Raw genomic sequence first — 18,431 nt, forward strand, 5'->3', positions numbered from 1 at the left:
GCAGCGGCAGCGTCCTCGAGCTCGCGCGCTCGCGCAGCAAAGCAACGCGACCGAGCCCGAGCGGGGCACACGGTGCGCGTCGGGACCGCTGCTCCCAGGCGACGAGACGCGACGTCCGCGCGGGCATCGACTCGCCCTGCGCCGCAGAGTGACTACTTCGTCTTCCTTGCTCTCTTCTCTCCGCCGCTGCCTTCGCCGACCGCTCGGTCCTCGGCGCTGACCTTCTAGCTCTCGCTGACGCCTTCCCCCCCGCGGCGACCCGCAGGCCGCGACAGCGGCCGAGGACCGACGCTTGGGGGGGAACGACCGCCACGAGGCCGCGACAGCGGCCGAGGGCCGGGCGAGGCGGGGGCACCTCGGCCGGACTCGAGCTGCGAATTTGTGCCTCGCTCCCCAGCCCTCCCCCGCGGCAGCGCAACGGATCGAAGACGCGTCGCTTTTACCAACCCGTCCGGCCCGACTACCAGTCAGGGCTCGGATCGCCCCCCGGCCCTTTCGCCCCGCGCCCCTGCCAGAGGGCCGCGCGGGCCCTCTGCCTACGCCAAGGTTCCGAACGCGAGCTAGGTTCAGCCGATGGAACGAACCCTGCCGCCCTTGGGTGTCTTCGCCGCACAGGTCGCCCGCGCGCTCGGTGGCGCTGCGAACGTCTTCGATTCGGGCGAGTATCCGGCGGCGGCGGTCGCCTTCGGCGGCTGGCATCGGGTCCTGATCCGCGATCACCAGTGGGCACTCTCGGTCTCGTTGCCAACCGAGCACAGCTGGCAGCTCCGCACTCCCGAGGATTGGACCGCGACGGAGCCCCTGCTCCGCGCTGCGCTCACCAGCAACCCCGTGCTCTCGATGAGCGACCTGCTCATCGTGCTCGGTCCGATGCTCGCGCGCCGTACCGGGAGCGCATGGAGCGCGAACATCGCGGGCACCTCGCCGCCCGGGGAGACCTGGCTGCGCAACGGCGCGCGCAGTGTGGGGCTGTTCCAGCAACCAAGCTCCGTTCGTGTGGTCGTCTGGGCCGACCGCGCGCTGTCGTCGCAGAGCTTCACGACGCCGGAGGCGCTCGGAACACTCGCTCCCTGGCTCGAGGCGGCGCTCGACCAGCAGGACCGTGCGCTCCTGGAAGCGGAGGCAGAAGCCAGACGCAAGGCCGCACTGCCGCCGCCCGACTTCGACGCCGTGCTCGCGCTCTTGAAGGCAGGCGCGCGGATCTGCACGTCGGGCGCCCGCTGCAACGAGACCTTCTTCTGGGACGGAAGGCTGCGCCGCGAGATCTTCGACGAAGGCGACGTGTCCGTGTGCGATGGGAGCGAGGCTGACTTGCGCCGCCACATGGAGCTCTACCCAGACGCGTTTCGGCGCGCGCTCGCAGCGGGTGACCGGGGACAGGGGTCGTGATGACGACTTCCCGTGCTCCCGCCTCACTTCACGGGTCTTGGCTTCTTCCGATAACGGCGCGGGCGGCGGGGTGGGGGTTTTGCCGGAGCGTCGACCGATGCGTCCGCATCCGCCCCGGCGTCCTCGCTCGGCGCAACGAGGGGCTCCGAGAGCACGCTCGCGTCCGGATTGACCGCCGCGCCGGCGTCCGTTTCGGGCACGGGCTCGAGTACTGGCTCGGGCTCGGGCGGGGGCAGCGGGACCAGATCGACACTGGGGATCGTCGTCGCGCCGCGTCCCGAATCAACCGGCGTGACCTGCCGCCTGCGCGCCAGCGCCGCGACCGATAGCCCGAGCGCGATCACCACCAGCAGCAAGATGCCGGCGAACGCCGCGATGGCGATCAGGCGCGCCTCGGGTCCCTGCGCCTCCGTCGCGAGGTGCGGTCGCGGGCCGAGCTCTGCGACGCCATTGTTGTCGGGCTCCGGTGCAGGGTCCGGTACCGGCGCCGGTAACACCCTCACGCGGGTAGGCGGCTCCTCCGAAACGGGTGCCGTGGAGACCGGAGCGACCGCGTCGGCTGGCTCATCGGGCACCTGCAAGATCAACGTCGCGGCCTCCGAGTCGGGACCGACGCTGACCGGTGGCGGCCTCGACGGGCGCAAATCGACGGCGTGGTTCGAGCTCGCGTGCTCGCGCCCGAGCACGCGGTTGGAGGTGCGCCGGAGCTGCCGCTGCATCGTCACCGCGTCTGGCCAGCGCGCGTCTCTCTTGAACGCGAGGGCCTTGTCCACCAGCGCGACGACGTCGGAGTCCAGATCCGGAAGCACACTCGAGAGCGAACGAGCCGGCTTCGCCGCAACCAGGATCAACGCCTCTCCGAGGGTCTCGGCCTCGTGCACCTGCCGACCGCAGAGCAGCGTGAAGAGCGTCGCGCCGAGGCCCCAGATGTCGGTCTTGGCGTCGATCTCGTCGCCCCGTCCGGCAGCTTGTTCCGGCGACATGAAACCCGGCGTGCCGATCATGGCGCCGGCCATGGTGAGGTTCGTGCCGTGACCGCCGGCCTGCAGGCGCGCGATGCCGAAATCGAGGACCTTCACCACCCCCTCGCCGGTGAGAAACAGGTTCTCGGGCTTGATGTCGCGGTGGACGATGCCCTGAGCGTGGGCCGCCGCGAGCACCTCGAGCACCTGGTCGGCGATGCCCAACACCTCGGGCAGCGGGACAAAACCGCCCAGTCGTTCGCGCCGCGCCTCGACGTTTTCGCCCGTCAACAGCTCCATCACCAGGAACGCACAACCGTCCTCCGTGGTGTCGTCGTCGAAGACCGTGACCGCGCCGCGGTGTTTCACGCGGTTCGCCACGTAGCCCTCGCGCTGGAAGCGCTTGCGGATCGTGTCGTTGTCCGAGATGTCCGAGTGCAGCACCTTGATCGCGACTTCATTGCCGTTGCGATGCGTCGCTTTGTAGACCGCGGCCATCCCGCCAACGCCGATCAGTGCGTCGATGGTCCAGCGGTCGCGGAGTACCTTGCCCACGCGCTTTTGGGCTTCATGGGTCAGAAGTTCCATTTCGAGCAGAGCGCCGACTCTATCAGAGACGCGAAATTCGAGCGCGGCACGGCGGCCTGCGGCGCGGGAGGCTCAGCTGTCGTCTGCGCCGGCGGCGGCGGGTTTCGGCGGTACGGCGGTTTTTTTCGGCTTGTGGGCCTTGCTGTGTTTTGCGAGCGCTGCCGGTTTGGCCTTGGGCTTAGCCTTCGGTGCGGTCGCCTTCTTGGGCTTGGGCTTCGGCTCGTGCGCGAGCGGCGGCTTGGCTTTGGGTTTTGATTTTGCGCTTGCTTGGTGAGCGCCGGCCGGCGTGGGCTCGTGCTTCGGCTTCGATGCAAGCTCGTGCTTCGGCTTGGCCTTGGCCTTGGCCTTGGCCGCCTTGGCTGCCTTGGCCTTGGCCGCTCTTGCCTTGGCCCTGGTTGCCTTGGCCTTGGCTTTCAGCGCGGCCCCGTCCGGATGGCTTGCCGTCGCCGCAGGCTTTGCTGTCGCCGGCTTCGTTGCTTTCGGCTTCGCTGCGGGCGCCGGCGTTTCGCCTGGCTCGTCACCGTTCGCCGGATCGTCATCCATTGGCGGTGGCGCGCCCTGGGCCAACGCCGACGCCGTCAGAGACATCCAGACCAGCAGGGCACGCAGTGAAATTCCCCTCATCGCGGCCGGACGCATCCCACAATCGCCGTTGGCGGGCAATGCCGGGTTGCGCCGCGCCAGGGCAGGCTCTAGGAAGCTCCTGTCTTGAAGCACAAGCTGCTCTTTGCCGCCGGGTTCCTCGCAAGCATCCTGGTCTGGTCCCCGGCCTTCGCCACCTGAGGCGCTTGAGTCAATCCGAACCTCCCGGTCGGGGGGTCTGCGCTCAACCTGCAACTCGGCGCGCGCGAGGCATTGCCGGAAGGCCTGACTCAGGTCGGGCTGTCCATGGCGTACGCGCGCTTTGCGGACGAGTACCGCGGCTCGGAGCGGCTCGATGGGGACTCGCCGCTGCTCGAGGCCTGGCTCACCGCGCTGTCGTTGCGGCACTACTTCGGCCAGGGGTTCGCGCTCGATCTCACCCTTCCGGCCGGTACCATTCGCGTCGAGCCGGGTGATGAGCAACCGACCCGACGCCTGTCCGGCTTCGGCGATCTGGAGCTGGGCGCGGGCTACGATTTCGCGGCGCTGTGGGGCGCGGGTGGCTACAACCCGAGCCTCACGCTGCACGCCGGCCTCGGGCTGCCGACGGGGCGCCAGGCGACGCTGGGCGAAGAGGGCGGCAGTGTCCCGCCGAACATCCTCGCGCTCGGCTACGGCGCCTACAGCGGGAGCGCAGAGCTGCGCCTCACCCAGTTCGTGTCGCGTTATCTGGGTGTCTCGCCGAACGTGTCGTTGCGCGCGCCCTTTGGCGCCAGCGAGGCGGGGCTCCGGAGCGGCGGGACGTACGTCGTCGGGGCCGATGCCCTCGTCGTGCCGACGAGCTACCTGGTGGTGAGTCTCGGCGCGCTGCTCCAGTCGCGCACCCATTCGGAGGAGCAGTTCGAGGGCCGCGTGCTCAACTCCGGCGGAACCGGGATCTTCGCGACGGGCGCGGTGAACGTGCGGGCGAACCAGCGGGTCGCGCTCGGAGTCGGCGGACGGCTCCCGCTGAGCACCTACGCCTACGGTCAGCAGATCAGCGAGAGCTTCTCCCTCTTCGCCAGCGTGAGTGTTTCATTCGGCGGCGCGTCCGACGAGGACGAAGACGAGCACGAACACGGCGCGGAGCACGAACACGGCGCGGAGCACGAGCACGGCGCGGAGCACGGCGCGGAGCACGAACACGGCGCAGAGCGCGAACACGGCGCGGCCAAGACGGCGGCGCGCGGTGACGTGTCCGACGCCGCCACCGGCGGGGTGAGCTTCGCGCTCGACAAGACCCTCACACCGGGAAAGATCACGGTCGTGGACTTCTGGGCGGACTGGTGTCACCCGTGCAAACACATCGCGGCTCGCCTCGCCGAGCTCGCAGCGTCGCACCGTGAGCTCGCCGTGCGCCGGGTCGAGGTGCCGGACTTCGATGCGCCGGTGGCGCGCGAGCACCTGCCCAAGGTGAGCAGCCTGCCGCAGCTCTGGATCTTCGACGCCGCCGGCAAGCGCCGCGCCGTGGTCACCACGGAGGCGGCGATGGAGCGCGAAATTACGCGACTGCTCGGCGAGCAACGCGCCCGCGACTGAGCGCGTGGTACGTTGTTCGACTCCGTGCCTGCGTCCGGCTCACTCTCCAAGTTTCACGAGCCGGTACGCGTCTGGTTCCAGGAAGCACTCGGTGCGCCGACGCGGGTGCAAGAGCGGGGCTGGAAGCCGCTCTGCGCGGGCCGCTCCGCGCTGCTGCTCGCACCAACCGGCTCTGGCAAGACGCTGGCCGCGTTCCTCGCGGCGCTCGACCGCCTGGCGTTTCGTCCCGAGCCGGCCAAGAAGGAGCGCCTCTCGGTGCTCTACGTCTCGCCGCTGAAGGCGCTGGCCGTCGACATCGAGAAGAACCTGCGCGCGCCCATCAACGGGATCCGCGCGGTCAGCGCGCGCCTCGGGTTGCCCTGTCGCGACGTCGCCGTGGCGATTCGAACCGGTGATACCCCCGCCAAGGAGCGCGCAGCCTTTGCCCGCGCGCCCGCCGACATCCTGATCACCACCCCCGAGTCGCTCTACCTGCTCTTGACCAGCGAGGCACGCGAGCGCCTGCTGAGTGTCGATACCGTGATCGTGGACGAGATCCACTCCCTTGCAGGCAGCAAGCGCGGCGCTCATTTGTTCCTGTCCCTGGAGCGGCTCGAGGCGCTCCGGTCCGGGCGCCCGCCGCTCGTGCGCGTGGGTCTCAGCGCGACCCAGCGGCCGCTCGGCGAGATCGCGCGACTCCTGGGCGGCGGTGAGCTCGCCGGCGAGCTCTGGAGCCCGCGTCCGGTGGAGATCGTGGACGCCTCGGCGGGCAAGGCCCTCGAGCTGTCCGTGGAGGTGCCGATCGAAGACATGGCCCGGCTGGCCGGAGTCGCGACCGACGAGGGGGGCAAGGGCGAACCCTCGATCTGGCCGGCGATCCACCCGCGCCTGGTGGAGCTGGTGCGCGCGCATCGTTCGACCATGATCTTCGTGAACAGCCGTCGGCTCGCCGAGCGCCTGGCCGGTGCACTGAACGAGACCGCCGGGGAGACGCTGGCCCTCGCGCACCACGGCTCCGTCGCCAAGGAGCAGCGCAAGCAGATCGAGGACCGGCTGAAGTCCGGACAACTGCCCGCCATCGTCGCCACGAGCTCCCTCGAGCTGGGCATCGACATGGGTGCGGTCGATCTGGTGATTCAGATCGAGGCGCCCCCGAGTGTGTCGTCGGGGATCCAGCGCATCGGTCGGGCCGGGCACCAGGTCGGCGCGCCGTCCAAGGGCGTCATCGTGCCCAAGTATCGCGGTGATCTCCTGGCGTCGGCGGCGGCCGTTCCGTGCATGCTCGAAGGCAAGGTCGAGGCGACGACCTACCCGCGAAACCCCCTCGACGTCCTGGCTCAGCAGATCGTGGCGGTGACCAGCATGGCGCCCATCGGCGTCGACGCGCTGTTCGAGCTCGTGCGCCGCGCGGCGCCGTTCGCCGAGCTGCCGCGGGAGGCCTTCGAAGGCGTGCTCGACATGCTCGCGGGGCGGTATCCGTCGGATGAGTTCGCCGAGCTGCGGCCTCGGCTGACCTGGGATCGCGTGGACGGAACGCTGCGGGCGCGGCGCGGGGCCAAGCGCCTGGCCGTCGTCAATGCTGGCACCATCCCGGACCGCGGCCTCTACGGGGTGTTCCTGGCTGGCACCGAGGAGCGCCCGGTGCGGGTTGGTGAGCTCGACGAAGAGATGGTGTTCGAGTGCCGCCCCGGTGAGGTGTTCGTGCTCGGCGCCTCGTCGTGGCGCATCGAGGACATCACCCACGATCGCGTGCTCGTGACGCCGGCTCCCGGGGAGCCGGGTCGCATGCCCTTCTGGCACGGCGATCGACCGGGTCGCTCCGTCGAGCTCGGTTACGCAATGGGAGCGCTCGCTCGTCGGCTCGCCGGCAAACAGCGGCCGTCCGCCGCAGAGCTTGCTGCGAAGCATGCGCTCGGAGAGAGCGCGGCGAGGAACCTGCAGGCCTACGTCCTGGAACAGCTGGAAGCGACTGGCGTCGTGCCGAGTGATCAGAGCTGGGTCATCGAGCGCTTCATCGACGAAGTCGGCGACTACCGAGTGTGTCTGCTCAGCCCCTTTGGCTCGCGGGTCCACGCGCCGCTCGCCCTGGCCCTGGCGGAGAGCTTCCGGCGCGAGCACGCCGCGGAGATCGAGACCACCTGGTCCGACGACGGCATCGTGTTCCGCTTCCCTGAGAGTGATGCACCGCCGGACGTCGCGGCGCTGCTGCCGAAGGCGGACGAGATAGAAGATCTGCTCATTGGCAGCATCGGCACGAGCTCGCTGTTTGCCTCCCGCTTTCGCGAGAACGCCGCGCGCGCGCTGCTCTTGCCGCGGCGCTATCCGGGCAAACGCAGCCCACTCTGGGCCCAGCGCAAGCGGGCGGCGGATCTGCTGGCGGTGGCCGCGCGATACGGCAGTTTCCCGATCTTGCTCGAGACCTATCGCGAGTGCCTGAAGGACGTGTTCGACGTGCCGGGTCTCGTGGAGCTGCTCCGGCGAGTGGAGTCCCGGCGCCTCGCGCTCCGCACCGTCGATACTCGGCGGGCGTCGCCCTTCGCGGCGGCGCTGCTGTTCGGTTACGCAGGCAACTTCATCTACGACGGAGACGCGCCGCTGGCGGAGCGCCGCGCCCGTGCGCTCAGCCTCGATCACGCTCAACTGCGGGACCTGCTGGGCGAGGCCGAGCTGCGCGAGCTGCTCGATGCCGAAGCCATCGAGACCACCGAGCGGGAGCTTGGGCGTCTGAGTCGACCGGTGCCGGCTCACGCTGACGCGGTCCACGATCTGTTGCTCGCCCTCGGTCCCTTGTCGCGCGACGAGCTCGCGGCGCGCTTGCTCGAGGGCGCAGATGTCTCGGCGCTCGTCCTCGAGCTCGGACGCGAGGGGCGTGTGTTCGAGCTGCCCATCGGCGAGCAGAGACGTTGGGCAGCGGTCGAGGATCTCGGACGCCTGCGGGACGCGCTCGGGGTCGTGCCGCCGCTCGGGGTCCCGAGCGCGTTCACGGAGTCGGTCTCGGACGCACTCGGTGATCTGGTGTCGCGTCACGCGCGAACCCACGGGCCCTTCCGGGCCGACGCGCTCGCCGGGCGTTTCGGCGCGGGGGTCGGGCCCGTCACCGCTGCGCTCGAGCGCCTGGCGGAGCGCGGGCGGGTGGTCGAAGGGGAGTTCCTGCCCGGCGGACGCGGCCGCGAGTGGTGCGACGTCGAGGTCTTGCGCATCATCAAGCGCCGCTCCCTGGCCAAGCTGCGAAAGCAGATCGAGCCGGTCGACGCGCGAACCCTGGCGCGCTTCCTGGGTGAGTGGCACGAGCTGGATCGCCAGGCGTATGGTCCGGACTCGCTGGCCGTCGTGATGGAACGGCTCGAAGGTGCGCCGCTGGTCGCGTCGGTGCTCGAGACAGAAATCCTGCCCGCGCGCCTTCGGGGGTACGACGCCTCACATCTCGATGCGCTGTGCGCGAGCGGTGAGCTGCTCTGGCGCGGACTCGAGTCCGTAGGCGACAAGGACGGGCGCATCGGGTTCTTCTTCGCCGATCGCTACGCACTGCTCGCGCCCGTGCCCGGCCGCGTGGAGGGTGAGCTGGCGGAGAAGCTCCGCGCCGAGCTGGGTCGGAGAGGGGCCTCGTTCTTCCACGAGCTCGTGTCCGGCGTCGGGGCGTTTGCGCCCGAAGTGTTCGACACGATCTGGGACATGGTGTGGGCGGGCGAGGTGACCAACGACACGCTGGGCCCGTTGCGCTCGCGTTTGACCCACGAGCGGGCGAAGGGGCGGCGCGAGCGCATCCTGGGACGGCGCTCCCATCGGCTGGGCCCGCCGGGCAGCGAGGGACGCTGGGCACTCTTGCCGAGCGTCGCCGAACGCTCGGAGACCGAGCGACAGCTCGCGCTCGCGGAGTGTCTGCTCGAGCGACATGGAGTGCTCACTCGCGAGGCGGTCCACGCCGAGGGGCTGACCGGCGGGTTCTCGGCGGTGTACTCCGTGCTCAAGGCGCTGGAAGAGCGGGGCCGGGTGCGCCGCGGGTATTTCGTGGTGGGCCTCGGCGGCACGCAGTTCGCGCGTCCCGGGGCTGAAGATCGCCTGCGCGCGCTGCGCGCTCCGGGCGACACGCCGCGGGCGTTCGTGCTGTCGGCGACCGATCCCGCGAACCCCTACGGCGCAGTGGTGCCCTGGCCCGACGGACCGGAGAGCCTGCGGCCGCAGCGCGCAGGTGGGGCGAGTGTGATCTTGGTCGACGGGGCGCTCTGCGGATATCTCGCGCGAGGGGACACGAGGCTCACCACGTTCTTGCCCGCCGACGAACCGGAGCGCGGCGTGGCGGGGCGAGCGCTGGCACACGCGCTGTTCGAGCTATTTGGCCGCGGGCGACGGGCGCTGGTCCTGGCGGAGATCGACGGGGGACCTGCCACCGTGAGCCCGGTCGCGCGATACCTGCTCGACGCCGGCTTCAGCGTCGCAAACGCGGGGCTGTTCGCCAGGGCGAGCGGGCGCACGCCGGCGCTGGCGGAGAGCGTGACGGTCGCGTTGCCGCGGGCCTGAGGGCCTGCGGGTCGTCGCGAGCTCAGCGGCTCAGGTCGACCCAAGACACGGGCGGGCGCCGCCACCGAGCGCCCGCTGCTTCGAGCGTCGCCCTCGCTCTTCACCACTGCCCGTCGCGCACCATGTGGCGGGCGAGCAGGTAGAGCTTCTTGACCACTCCTGGCTCGAGGCTGGTGTCGTCCTGCAGGGGCAGCGAGCTCAGCGCTTCATCCAGCTGTTTGACGCTCTTGACCCCTTTCAAGGTCGAGCTGCCGCGCAAGCTCGACAGCCCTTCGTCGTACAGCTCGAACCAGGGCAGCCCGTGGCGTCGGTACTCCTTCGCAGTGACGGGGCTCTCGGGTGGACGCTCACCGGTGATCTCCCGCCACAGTTCGCTGTTCACGATGTGTACGAAGACGCGTCCGCTTGCGTTGGTGTCCCAGCTGTCGATGCCATGGGGATCCGGGTAGACCTTCTGCTCCATGCTGCCGCCCGCGGCGAGCCCCATCGCGCCAGCGGCCCGCGCCCGTCCGCCCTTGGCGGGGGAGCGATAGGCGGAGCCGAGGGGCGCGCCGCACGCCATCGGCGGCGGCGGCGCGCCGCTCGGCGCGGCGCAACACCCTGCGAGCGCCGACTGCTCGTCGAGCCCGCTGCTCCGTCGAATGGGGAAGCGGCCAGGCTTGGGCGCGTGCACTTGCAGCTGGATGCCACCAAAACGCTCCTCACCCGTGACCTGTCCTTCGACGGTGTAACCCATGCCGAGCGGCATCGCGATGAACTGACGGATCTTGCCGTTGCCGATCGAGATCCCATCGAGCCACGGTTGGGGAGGTGCGACCAGATAGTCTTGCGGTTCGTCGTGGAGGCTCTGGCTCCAGGTCTTGCCGGTGAGCGCACACACCTTGCCGACGGCGATCTTGACGGCGTGCGGCATCAGACTGCCGAACGACAGCCACATGGCCTCGCGCTGATACATCGGCACGAAGACCCCGCCGTGCTCCAGCCACTCGGCGGGGACGCGAGCTTGGTAGTCGTCCACGCGCCGGACCGGGAACGCACCGAGGCCGGGAGGAAGGGGATAACTACGCCCGTCGTCCGGGATGCGCAGGGTGCGCTGAAAGCGGATGCTGAAATCGTCACCAAACGACACACAGTCGTTCTTCACCTGAACGTCGAGTTTCATCCTGAGCTCCTTCTTCGGGCGCCGATGTTGGGCCCCGTGGAGACCGACGCGGGGCTCGCCTCGGCTGTCACCAGGGAGCAGCGCGGGTGCTGTAAGTGTTGGAAGTTGATGAAGGTCCTGCCACGCGAGGGAGAACGTGTGACAGATCCCGGCCCTGGCGCGTCTACTCGCTTTTGTGGACGCGCTAGCCCCCGGCTTCGAGCTCTCGACCCTGGTCGCCGCGGGCGATCTGCGGCGGGCCGGCGAGTGGCTGGTTGCGCGCCACGCCCGGGACGTCATCAGCCTGTGTCGCAGCATGCTGCGCGAACGCGAGCTGGCCGAGGACGTCGCGCAAGACGTGTTCGCGCAGGCGTTCACTCATCTCCGAGGATACCGTGGCGAGGCGTCCCCTCGCACCTGGCTTCTGGCCATCGCGCGCAATCGCTGCATCGATCAACTGCGGCGCAGTCAGCGGGAGCCCTGGGACGACGCGGGCGAAGGCGGCGAGCCCGACGAGCACGCCGACGACGCGCCGCTCCCCGCGGAGCTGCTCGTGCGGCGCGATGACGTGGACGCCGCGCTCTCGGAGCTTGCGGAAGGAGAGCGTGCGCTGATCGTGTTGCGGTTTCGTCTTGGGCTCGAGTATCCGGAGCTCGCGCTGGTGTTTGGTCTGCGGGAGGGCACAGTGCGCATGCGCTTGTCGCGCGCGCTCGCCAAGATGCGCGACCGGCTCGAGCTTCGCGATCAGGTGGTTGGCGCACCCAGCTACGAGCTGGACGAAGCCGTGATGCCGGCCGCGCGCGGGCGAGCTGCCGGGTCCGCGGCACACTTGCTTCCACCGCCCGCTCCTGCCGCCTTCGCCTCCCCCGAGGAAGCAGCGGGCTCGAACGCGCCGACCGGCGCTCCGGTCCCACTGGCCGGCGCTCCGTTGCCGCCGACCGGCGCTCCGCCCCCGCCGATCATGAGGGCGGGTTCGGCCCGGGCGTCGGCAGTGCCGGCGGCCGGGGAGGCGCCTGCGCGCCGCAAGGGCGGCGGTTTGCTCGAGCGAGTGAAGGACTTCCTCGGCAGGCCGAGCGAGTCAGGCTCGGGTGGTGCGCCCTCGGTCCGCGCGTCGGCGGCGCCGCTGCCCCTCGCTGGTGTGGCATCGACGCCGTTTGCGCTCGCGCTCGCGCCTGAAGATGATGAGCCGAGCGCGAGTTTCGGGGAGAAGCTCTTGCGCTTGATGGCGGGGTTGCCGGGGCGGTAGGCGGGAGCGGGCAGCCGCCGCGACTGCGGGTGCGGGAGCGAGGACTTGCGCTGGCGCAAGTGCGGGAGCGGGTGTGTGAGGCGGCAATCGCGGCAGGCTCATCCCGCCGGCTTGAGCAACACCACCGAGTAACCGACAGCCAGCTTGGTTGCTGGGTTGCCGTAGGAGTGTTTCTGGTCGCCACGGAACACGGCCACGTCGCCCGGTGCCAGGCGCAGCGTCTCGCCGTGAGTGGTCAGCTCGATCTCGCCGCTCTCACACGTGAGGTACTCGCGGGTCCCCGGCGTGTGCGGCACTCCGATCAAACGTGCGCCGTGCGGCAGCTCGAGCCGCTCGATCTGCGTGTTCGGTAGGTTGTCGGGCAGCAGCGAGCGCACCAGCACTCGCCCCCGGGAGCGCGAAGGTAGGCTGCCCTTGGGGTAGAGCTTCACGTCGGCGCGCGGTGAGGCGATCAGCTCCTCGAGCGGAACCTCCAGGGCGGCCGCCACGCTGTGCAGCACGCCCAGCGTCGGATTTGCCATGCCGGACTCCAGATTCGCCCAGGTGGCGCGGGGCAGGGACGCGAGCTTCGAGACCTGGGCCTGGGTCATGCCCCGGGCCTGGCGCAGCTCCTTCACGTTGTGGGCGAGGCGAGTCGCGAGGTCATCGGCCATGTTGCTCGAAGGGCATTCTGCCAATCAATTGGCACCGGTGACAGCATAATCACCAGGCCGCCGTAGTTTGCAGTGAGCAGAGGAGACAGCATGCAAATCGAGGACAAAGCGGTCTTGATCACTGGGGCGAGCCGAGGGCTGGGGCGGGCGCTGGCGCTCGGGCTGGGTCGCGCGGGAGGTTCGGCAAGGCGCCGTGCGAAGCGCGGGAGGCCGCGTGAGGCTTCCAAACCAAGTCGCGTCCGTCCGCCTGCGACGGGCGCTCGGCGGGTCGTTCACCTTGACCGGCGGCAAGTCACCGGGCGGCGGGTCCAACGCGAGTTAGCCTGCCCTCGACAGGATGTACATGTGGGTGTACACTCGTCGCGTGTCGAAGAGCTACACCGTGGCGACTGCTCGGGCGAAGCTGGCCAAGATCGTTGATGAAGTCGAGTCCGGGAAGGAAGTCGAAATCACGCGGCGGGGAAAAAAGGTCGCCGTGGTGATGTCGGCCACGAGGTACGCCCGTCTGCGCGGCGATCGCGTGGCGTTCATGACAGCGTACGAGACCTTTCGCGAGGATACCGATTTGAGCCAGGTCGGAGTCGAGCCGGGCTGGGCGAAGGGGCTTCGTGATCGCGACGTGGGTCGAGGTGTCAAACTGTGACGCGATTCCTGTTGGACACGAGTACGATTTCGGCGGTTGTGTGGAAGGTCCCGGACTCGGGCGTGCTGGCGCGCTTGACCGAACATGGTGGGGAGTGCGCGACGTGCGCACCGGTCTGGCATGAGCTCCAGTTCGGCGTCCGGCGACTTCCTCGGGGGAGACGCAGGACCGCATTGGAGGGCTTCCTCGAGGAAGTCGTGCGCGCGACACTGCCGATCTTCCCCTACGACGAACGTGCGGCGGAGTGGCACGGCGAAGAGCGCGCGCGACTCGAACGCTCAGGAAGGAAGCCGCCGTTCGTTGACGGACAGATCGCAGCAATCGCCGTGACCTGTGGCATTCCACTGATCACGGCGAACCCGGCCGACTTCAAGTCGTTCAAAGGGCTGGTCGTCGACAACTGGGTGGGCGGACGTTAGGTCAGGCTAACGAGACACACGTTCACCCGCGAACGCCGAGCGTCAAGTCGTCAGTCGGCGAGGCGCTGTAGACGCGGGCGAGTGCCGCATCAGAATGGTCGCTCGCGGAAGCGGAACGGACGGTGAAGTCGGCAAGGCCGGCGTTCGGCGGGTGCAACGTGTCCCGTGACGGGCGTGGCGGGCATCTAAGTCAAGGCACGACGCCCGGTGCACACTTCCCCTTGTCGCAGACGGGGGGGTACCCCATCAGGCATCCGCCGCAGTGTCGGGTCGGATCGCAAGCCGCGACGCAAGCGTCGAGCATTGCAGAATCCAATTTGAGTTGCGCGGTGTCTGCGTTGAGGTTGACGTAGTAGGAATTGCTGCAGGTGGGACGGTCAATAAGCAAGCAGTTCAGCAATACCTGTTGACAGTCGTTGTCGACCGCGCACGTGCGGTTGCTCGAGAGCTCGGACAGCAGACGATCCTCAACGATACTGCACGTGCACGGCGCGTCACCTGCGTCGCCGCTCGCGTCACCCAAGTCGGCAGGGTCAGCTGTTTCACAACCGAGAGTCACGAGGATTACGGTGGCCAGGAAGCGCTCCATGTCGATCTCACGGGTATTGGGCGCGCTTGTTCAGCATATAGCTGTATAGCCAATCGTTGATTCGGACGACGTCAGTCGGGTAAGCCCGAATGTCCCCGGTCGCACCGTAGCAGGTATCGCAGTCCTGGAAGAAGGCTTAGGCGCTCGGCAGAATTGACCCGCCTCCGCTCGTCAGAAGTGACCCACCCTTGCGGGTGACGCTGAGCTGGGCCGCGCCGCGGTAACGGCGTGGCGCGCGGAGCGCGATGAGCGGCGCGGTGCTCGCCACAGAGGCGAGAGCTTTGTGGCGTGGGGCAGCCGTTGCGCCGGAGCGGTCGGGGTGCCGCAGATCGTCGGAGCTTGTCCGCTCTCGCCTCCGCGGCCGAGCCCGTGGTCGGGATGGAAAGTAGCGGCAGGAGATGATGGCCGGACACCATGCCCGGATGAATTCAACAACCCCTGCCGCTGCGTGCAGTGTAGCGGCGAGTTCGTTCCAGACCCAAGAGTTCGTGAGCGCCAGGTCACCTGTGGCGCGCCCGAGTGCCAGCGAGGCCGGCACGCGAAGCAGTGCCGCGAGTGGCGCGCCAATAACAAGGAGATGACGGCCGAGCACTACCAGGACGTGGTGGTCCCGTTCCGCCGAGAGCAGCGGGACTACCAGCGGCGATGGCGCTGGGGCCAGCGCTTGCGCGAGATACGAGAGAAGACGACGGTGATGGGCGGGGCCCTGCTGGGCAGGCTCCGTGGCCTGGTCTCGCAGGCCGAGCAGTTGCTCGATCGGGCCGTTGGCAGCGCACAAACCGGCGTTCTCGCGGGGAAAAGCTCAGGCGCGCGGTGGCAGCGGTGCGCTCCACCATCACGGCGTTCGCAGAGCTCGAGGCGAGCATGACGGAGCTTCGGGAGCTGGGTCTGTGACGGCGGCGGCGAGATACGAGAGGAGACGGACCACGGGCTGAGGATTTGCGACCGTCGCGGTGGCCATGGACCTCGAGCTCCACCAGCTGGACCGCCGGTACGAGGCGCTGCGGACGACGAGCCGCGAGCGCGACAGCCGGGTTGTGGCGTCCCTGGCTCGCGACGGCCAGCAGCTGCCGGTAGTCGTGATCGCGGCGACAGACGCCGGCCGCTACATCCTGGTCGACGGCTACAAGCGGGTCCGAGGGCTCCACAAGCTCGGCCAGGATCTGGTCCGCGCCACCTGCTGGGACCTGCCCGAGCCGGAGGCGCTGCTGCTCGGGCGGCTGATGCGCGCGGCCGAGGGGAGAGCGCGCTCGAGCAGGCATGGCTGGTGCGCGAGCTCCAGGAGCGATTCGAGCTGTCGCTCGAAGATCTGGCCCGCCGCTTCGGTCGCAGCCCGAGCTGGGTGGAGTCGCCGGCTCGGCCTGGCCGCGACGCTGCCCGAAGCAATCCAGCAGCTGGTGCGCGACGGAAAGCTGTCCCCGCACGCCGCCATGAAACACCTGTTGCCTTTGGCGCGCGCCAACCGCGCGGGCGCCATCGCCCTGGCCCAGGCCCTCGCCCCGCTCCGCCCGAGCACGCGGCAGACGGCGCTCTTGTGCGCTGCGTTTGCACGCGGCAGCGAGACGAGCCGCGAGCAGTTGCTGCTGCACCCGGAGCTGCTTCTGCGTGCCAGCGAGCCACGCGGCGGCAAGCCCGACGACCCGGCGCAAGAGCTCGAGCGAGACGTCGGCGCCGTGGGTGGCATCGCCCGGCGCGCGCTGACTCGAGTCCGGGGTGGGTCGTTCAGCAGCTGTTGCCGCCGGAGCAGGCGCGCTTTGCGGCGGACTGCTGCTGGCGCGCGCCGCGACGTCGAGCACTTGGTCAGCACCATCGAGAAGGAGGTTCCCGATGTTGGATGAGACGACTCGATCCACCATCCTCACCCCTGCAACAAGCGGGTCATGGCAAACGCGTCATCGCTCGCATGCTCGGCATCTCACGCAACGCGGTTCGGCGGGTCATCGCATCGGGAGCGACCGATGTCCCAGCCCTCGACCGCAGCGAGAAAGCCGAGCCGTACCACGACGAGCTCGTCCAGCTGGTCCACGAGTGCAAGGGCAACCTCGTGCGCGTTCACGAGGAGCTTGCGGCCCAGGGCGCACAGCTCTCGTACCCGACCCTGACCGCGTACTGTCGCCGTCACGGCATCGGGCACGAGCCAAAGAAGCCTGCGGGACGCTACGACCATCAGCCAGGCAAGGAGATGCAGCACGACACGTCTCCCCACTTCGCTGACATCGGCGGGCGCGAGAGGGCCGTGCAGATCGCGGGCTCGCGCTCGCCTACTCGCGGCTGGCCTACGTCCAGCTGTACCCGCAGTTCACGCGGTTCGAGTGCAAGGTCTTCCTCGACGACTCCTTCGACTACGTGGGCGGCACCTGCCCCATCTGCATGGTCGACAACAGCAGCGTCATCGTGCTGCGCGGCACCGGCGAAGACATGGTTCCCGTGCCCGAGATGGCATCCTTCGGTGAAGCGCGCGGCTTCGAGTTCCGCGCCCACGAGAAGGGCGACGCCAACCGCTCCGCCGTGGTCGAGGGCCTGTTCGACTTCGTGCAGAACAACTTCCTCGTTGGGCGCAAGTTCCACGACTTCGACCACGCCAACCGCGAAGCCGTCATCTGGTGCGACAAGATCAACGCCGCCTTCAGCCGCAAGCTCACGCCGCTCGCCGCGATCTCTTCGCGGCCGAGAGCCACCTGCTCGTCCCGTTGCCCGCCTGGCGCTCACCCGTCTATCGCATCCACACCCGCCTCGTCGACCTCGAGAGCTACGTCAACGTCCACACGTTTCGCTACGAAGTGCCCGCTCGCTACATCGGTCACCAGCTCGAGGTGCGCGAGACCAAGACCGAGATCCAGCTGTTCGATGGGCCGCGCGTGGTTGCCACCCATCCGCGCCGGGTGGATGGCCCAGCGAGTGCGGCTCCCCGAGCCGGAGCGCGCCGAGCACAGGCAGCGCCGCGACGAGCAGCTCGTCGCCGAGGAGCGCCAGCTGCACGCCGAGCTCCCGAGCTCGCCACCTGGATCACCGAGCTGCACCGGCGCGCACCTCGAGGACGGGGCGTTGCCCGCCTGCGCCAGCTTCGCCGCCTGTTGCGCGACTATCCGCAGCCACCGCTCATCGACGCGCTCCGCGACGCAGCTCGCTACGGCCTCTACGACCTCGAGCGCATCGAGACCACGATCCTGCGCAACATCCGCCACGACTACTTCCCGCGTCGCGACCCCGACGACGAGCAGGAGTGACCCATGCGCGACGACGAGCTCCATCAGCTGCTCAAGACCCTGCACCTCAGCAAGGTCCGCCAGATCATCGAAGAGGAGCTTCAGCACGCCGAGAAAAAGCAGCTCACCTACGGCGAGTTCCTGCTCCGTTTGCTGCGCGCCGAGTGGCACAACAAGCAGAGTCCGCCCTCAACTGGCGCATCAAGCGCGCCGCCATGCCTGAGCAGTGGACCATCGAGTCGTTCCCCTTCAAGCGCCAGCCGGGGATCTCCGCTCGCCAGATCCGCGGCTTCGCCAGCCTCGACTTCGTTGCCCGCGCCGAGAATCTGGTCTTCATCGGTGGCACCGGCGTGGGCAAGACAGGACTCGCCACCGGCCTGCTCCTGAAGGCCCTCCAGAACGGCACACCGCGGGCTCTTCCTCAAAGCGCAGGACTTGTTCGACGAGATGTACGCCTCGCTCGCTGACCGCTCGTCACGCAAACTGCTCAACCGCCTCGCCCGCGTGGATCTGCTCGTCATCGACAGATGGGATACCTGAATCTTCGGCCCGAGCAGACCAACGTCTTCTTCCGTCTGATGGAGGAGCGCTACAAGCGGAAGGCCACGATCATCACCACCAACCCTCGGCTACGAAGAGTGGCAGAACTTCCTCGGCAACAAGGCCCTCTGCGACGCTCTGCTCAGCCGCATCCGCCACCAGTGCCACACCGTCACCATCGACGGCCCGTCCTTGCGCGATCCCTCCGGCTAACGGCGACCTGACCTCCGCTTCGGAAGCCGCAGCGCCCCTACCGGGGCCTGCGGCTTCTTCGCACCAACGCCGAAATCGGTGCACCACGATTTACCCGATCAAGAAGCCGGGTCGATTCTCCCGAGCAGAGGTGGGTCATTCTTGGCGAGCGCCGAAGAAGAAGAAGGCGATGCCCAGGATGTAAG

Annotated in this window: 14 protein-coding genes and 1 pseudogene; 9 read left to right on the forward strand and 6 right to left on the reverse strand. The window is 68.9% G+C overall.

Annotated features, from left to right (window positions below; all coding sequences use genetic code 11):
- Window positions 1-573 precede the first annotated feature (573 nt).
- A complete protein-coding gene (locus IPI67_17055) occupies window positions 574-1,389 on the forward strand; it encodes a hypothetical protein (GenBank protein MBK7581903.1) in 816 nt (271 codons plus the stop codon).
- Between the two features lie 23 nt (window positions 1,390-1,412).
- Here the strand turns inward: IPI67_17055 and IPI67_17060 are convergent, their stop codons facing one another.
- Both IPI67_17060 and IPI67_17065 read right to left on the reverse strand, forming a co-directional pair.
- On the reverse strand, window positions 1,413-2,939 hold the full coding sequence (locus IPI67_17060; protein ID MBK7581904.1) for a protein kinase: 1,527 nt from the start codon (window positions 2,937-2,939) through the stop codon (window positions 1,413-1,415).
- A 72-nt stretch (window positions 2,940-3,011) separates the two neighbouring features.
- Window positions 3,012-3,563, reverse strand: coding sequence for a hypothetical protein (locus IPI67_17065; protein ID MBK7581905.1), 552 nt, complete (start codon window positions 3,561-3,563; stop codon window positions 3,012-3,014).
- Window positions 3,564-3,827: 264 nt separating this feature from the next.
- Here IPI67_17065 and IPI67_17070 point away from each other — a divergent pair, with 264 nt between their 5' ends.
- Together IPI67_17070 and IPI67_17075 are read left to right on the forward strand one after the other, a co-directional pair.
- Window positions 3,828-5,099: a hypothetical protein gene (locus IPI67_17070; protein MBK7581906.1), complete on the forward strand. Its 1,272-nt coding sequence runs from the start codon at window positions 3,828-3,830 to the stop codon at window positions 5,097-5,099.
- 12 nt (window positions 5,100-5,111) lie between these two features.
- Window positions 5,112-9,596: a DEAD/DEAH box helicase gene (locus IPI67_17075; GenBank protein MBK7581907.1), complete on the forward strand. Its 4,485-nt coding sequence runs from the start codon at window positions 5,112-5,114 to the stop codon at window positions 9,594-9,596.
- A 100-nt stretch (window positions 9,597-9,696) separates the two neighbouring features.
- On the opposite strand, the gene IPI67_17080 is transcribed toward IPI67_17075, so the two are convergent.
- On the reverse strand, window positions 9,697-10,758 hold the full coding sequence (locus IPI67_17080) for a hypothetical protein (protein ID MBK7581908.1): 1,062 nt from the start codon (window positions 10,756-10,758) through the stop codon (window positions 9,697-9,699).
- 175 nt (window positions 10,759-10,933) lie between these two features.
- Between IPI67_17080 and IPI67_17085 the strand changes: the two genes are divergently transcribed.
- A complete protein-coding gene (locus tag IPI67_17085) occupies window positions 10,934-11,983 on the forward strand; it encodes a sigma-70 family RNA polymerase sigma factor (protein ID MBK7581909.1) in 1,050 nt (349 codons plus the stop codon).
- A 98-nt stretch (window positions 11,984-12,081) separates the two neighbouring features.
- On the opposite strand, the gene IPI67_17090 is transcribed toward IPI67_17085, so the two are convergent.
- Complete coding sequence (locus IPI67_17090) at window positions 12,082-12,636, reverse strand: helix-turn-helix transcriptional regulator (protein MBK7581910.1); 555 nt, start codon at window positions 12,634-12,636, stop codon at window positions 12,082-12,084.
- 364 nt (window positions 12,637-13,000) lie between these two features.
- Between IPI67_17090 and IPI67_17095 the strand changes: the two genes are divergently transcribed.
- The 3 genes from IPI67_17095 to IPI67_17105 all read left to right on the forward strand — a co-directional run bounded on the left by IPI67_17095 (window position 13,001) and on the right by IPI67_17105 (window position 16,125).
- Window positions 13,001-13,279, forward strand: a complete 279-nt coding sequence (locus IPI67_17095; GenBank protein ID MBK7581911.1) for a type II toxin-antitoxin system Phd/YefM family antitoxin — start codon at window positions 13,001-13,003, stop codon at window positions 13,277-13,279.
- Window positions 13,276-13,698, forward strand: coding sequence for a type II toxin-antitoxin system VapC family toxin (locus IPI67_17100; protein ID MBK7581912.1), 423 nt, complete (start codon window positions 13,276-13,278; stop codon window positions 13,696-13,698). Before IPI67_17095 ends, IPI67_17100 begins: the two co-directional genes overlap by 4 nt.
- A gap of 1,548 nt (window positions 13,699-15,246) precedes the next feature.
- The gene (locus tag IPI67_17105) at window positions 15,247-16,125 is read left to right on the forward strand and encodes a ParB N-terminal domain-containing protein (GenBank protein ID MBK7581913.1); all 879 of its coding nucleotides are present in this window, start codon (window positions 15,247-15,249) and stop codon (window positions 16,123-16,125) included.
- A gap of 77 nt (window positions 16,126-16,202) precedes the next feature.
- Here the strand turns inward: IPI67_17105 and IPI67_17110 are convergent, their stop codons facing one another.
- A complete protein-coding gene (locus IPI67_17110) occupies window positions 16,203-16,478 on the reverse strand; it encodes a hypothetical protein (GenBank protein ID MBK7581914.1) in 276 nt (91 codons plus the stop codon).
- The gene (locus IPI67_17115) at window positions 16,454-16,867 is read right to left on the reverse strand and encodes a hypothetical protein (protein MBK7581915.1); all 414 of its coding nucleotides are present in this window, start codon (window positions 16,865-16,867) and stop codon (window positions 16,454-16,456) included. Before IPI67_17115 ends, IPI67_17110 begins: the two co-directional genes overlap by 25 nt.
- A gap of 23 nt (window positions 16,868-16,890) precedes the next feature.
- Here IPI67_17115 and IPI67_17120 point away from each other — a divergent pair, with 23 nt between their 5' ends.
- Together IPI67_17120 and IPI67_17125 are read left to right on the forward strand one after the other, a co-directional pair.
- Complete coding sequence (locus IPI67_17120; protein ID MBK7581916.1) at window positions 16,891-17,514, forward strand: hypothetical protein; 624 nt, start codon at window positions 16,891-16,893, stop codon at window positions 17,512-17,514.
- Between the two features lie 3 nt (window positions 17,515-17,517).
- Window positions 17,518-18,246, forward strand: a pseudogene (locus IPI67_17125) (ATP-binding protein).
- The last annotated feature ends 185 nt before the right edge of the window (window positions 18,247-18,431 follow it).

It is taken from the genome of Myxococcales bacterium, from assembly GCA_016706225.1.
In the GTDB taxonomy this organism is placed as follows: Bacteria; Myxococcota_A; Polyangia; order Polyangiales; family Polyangiaceae; genus JADJKB01.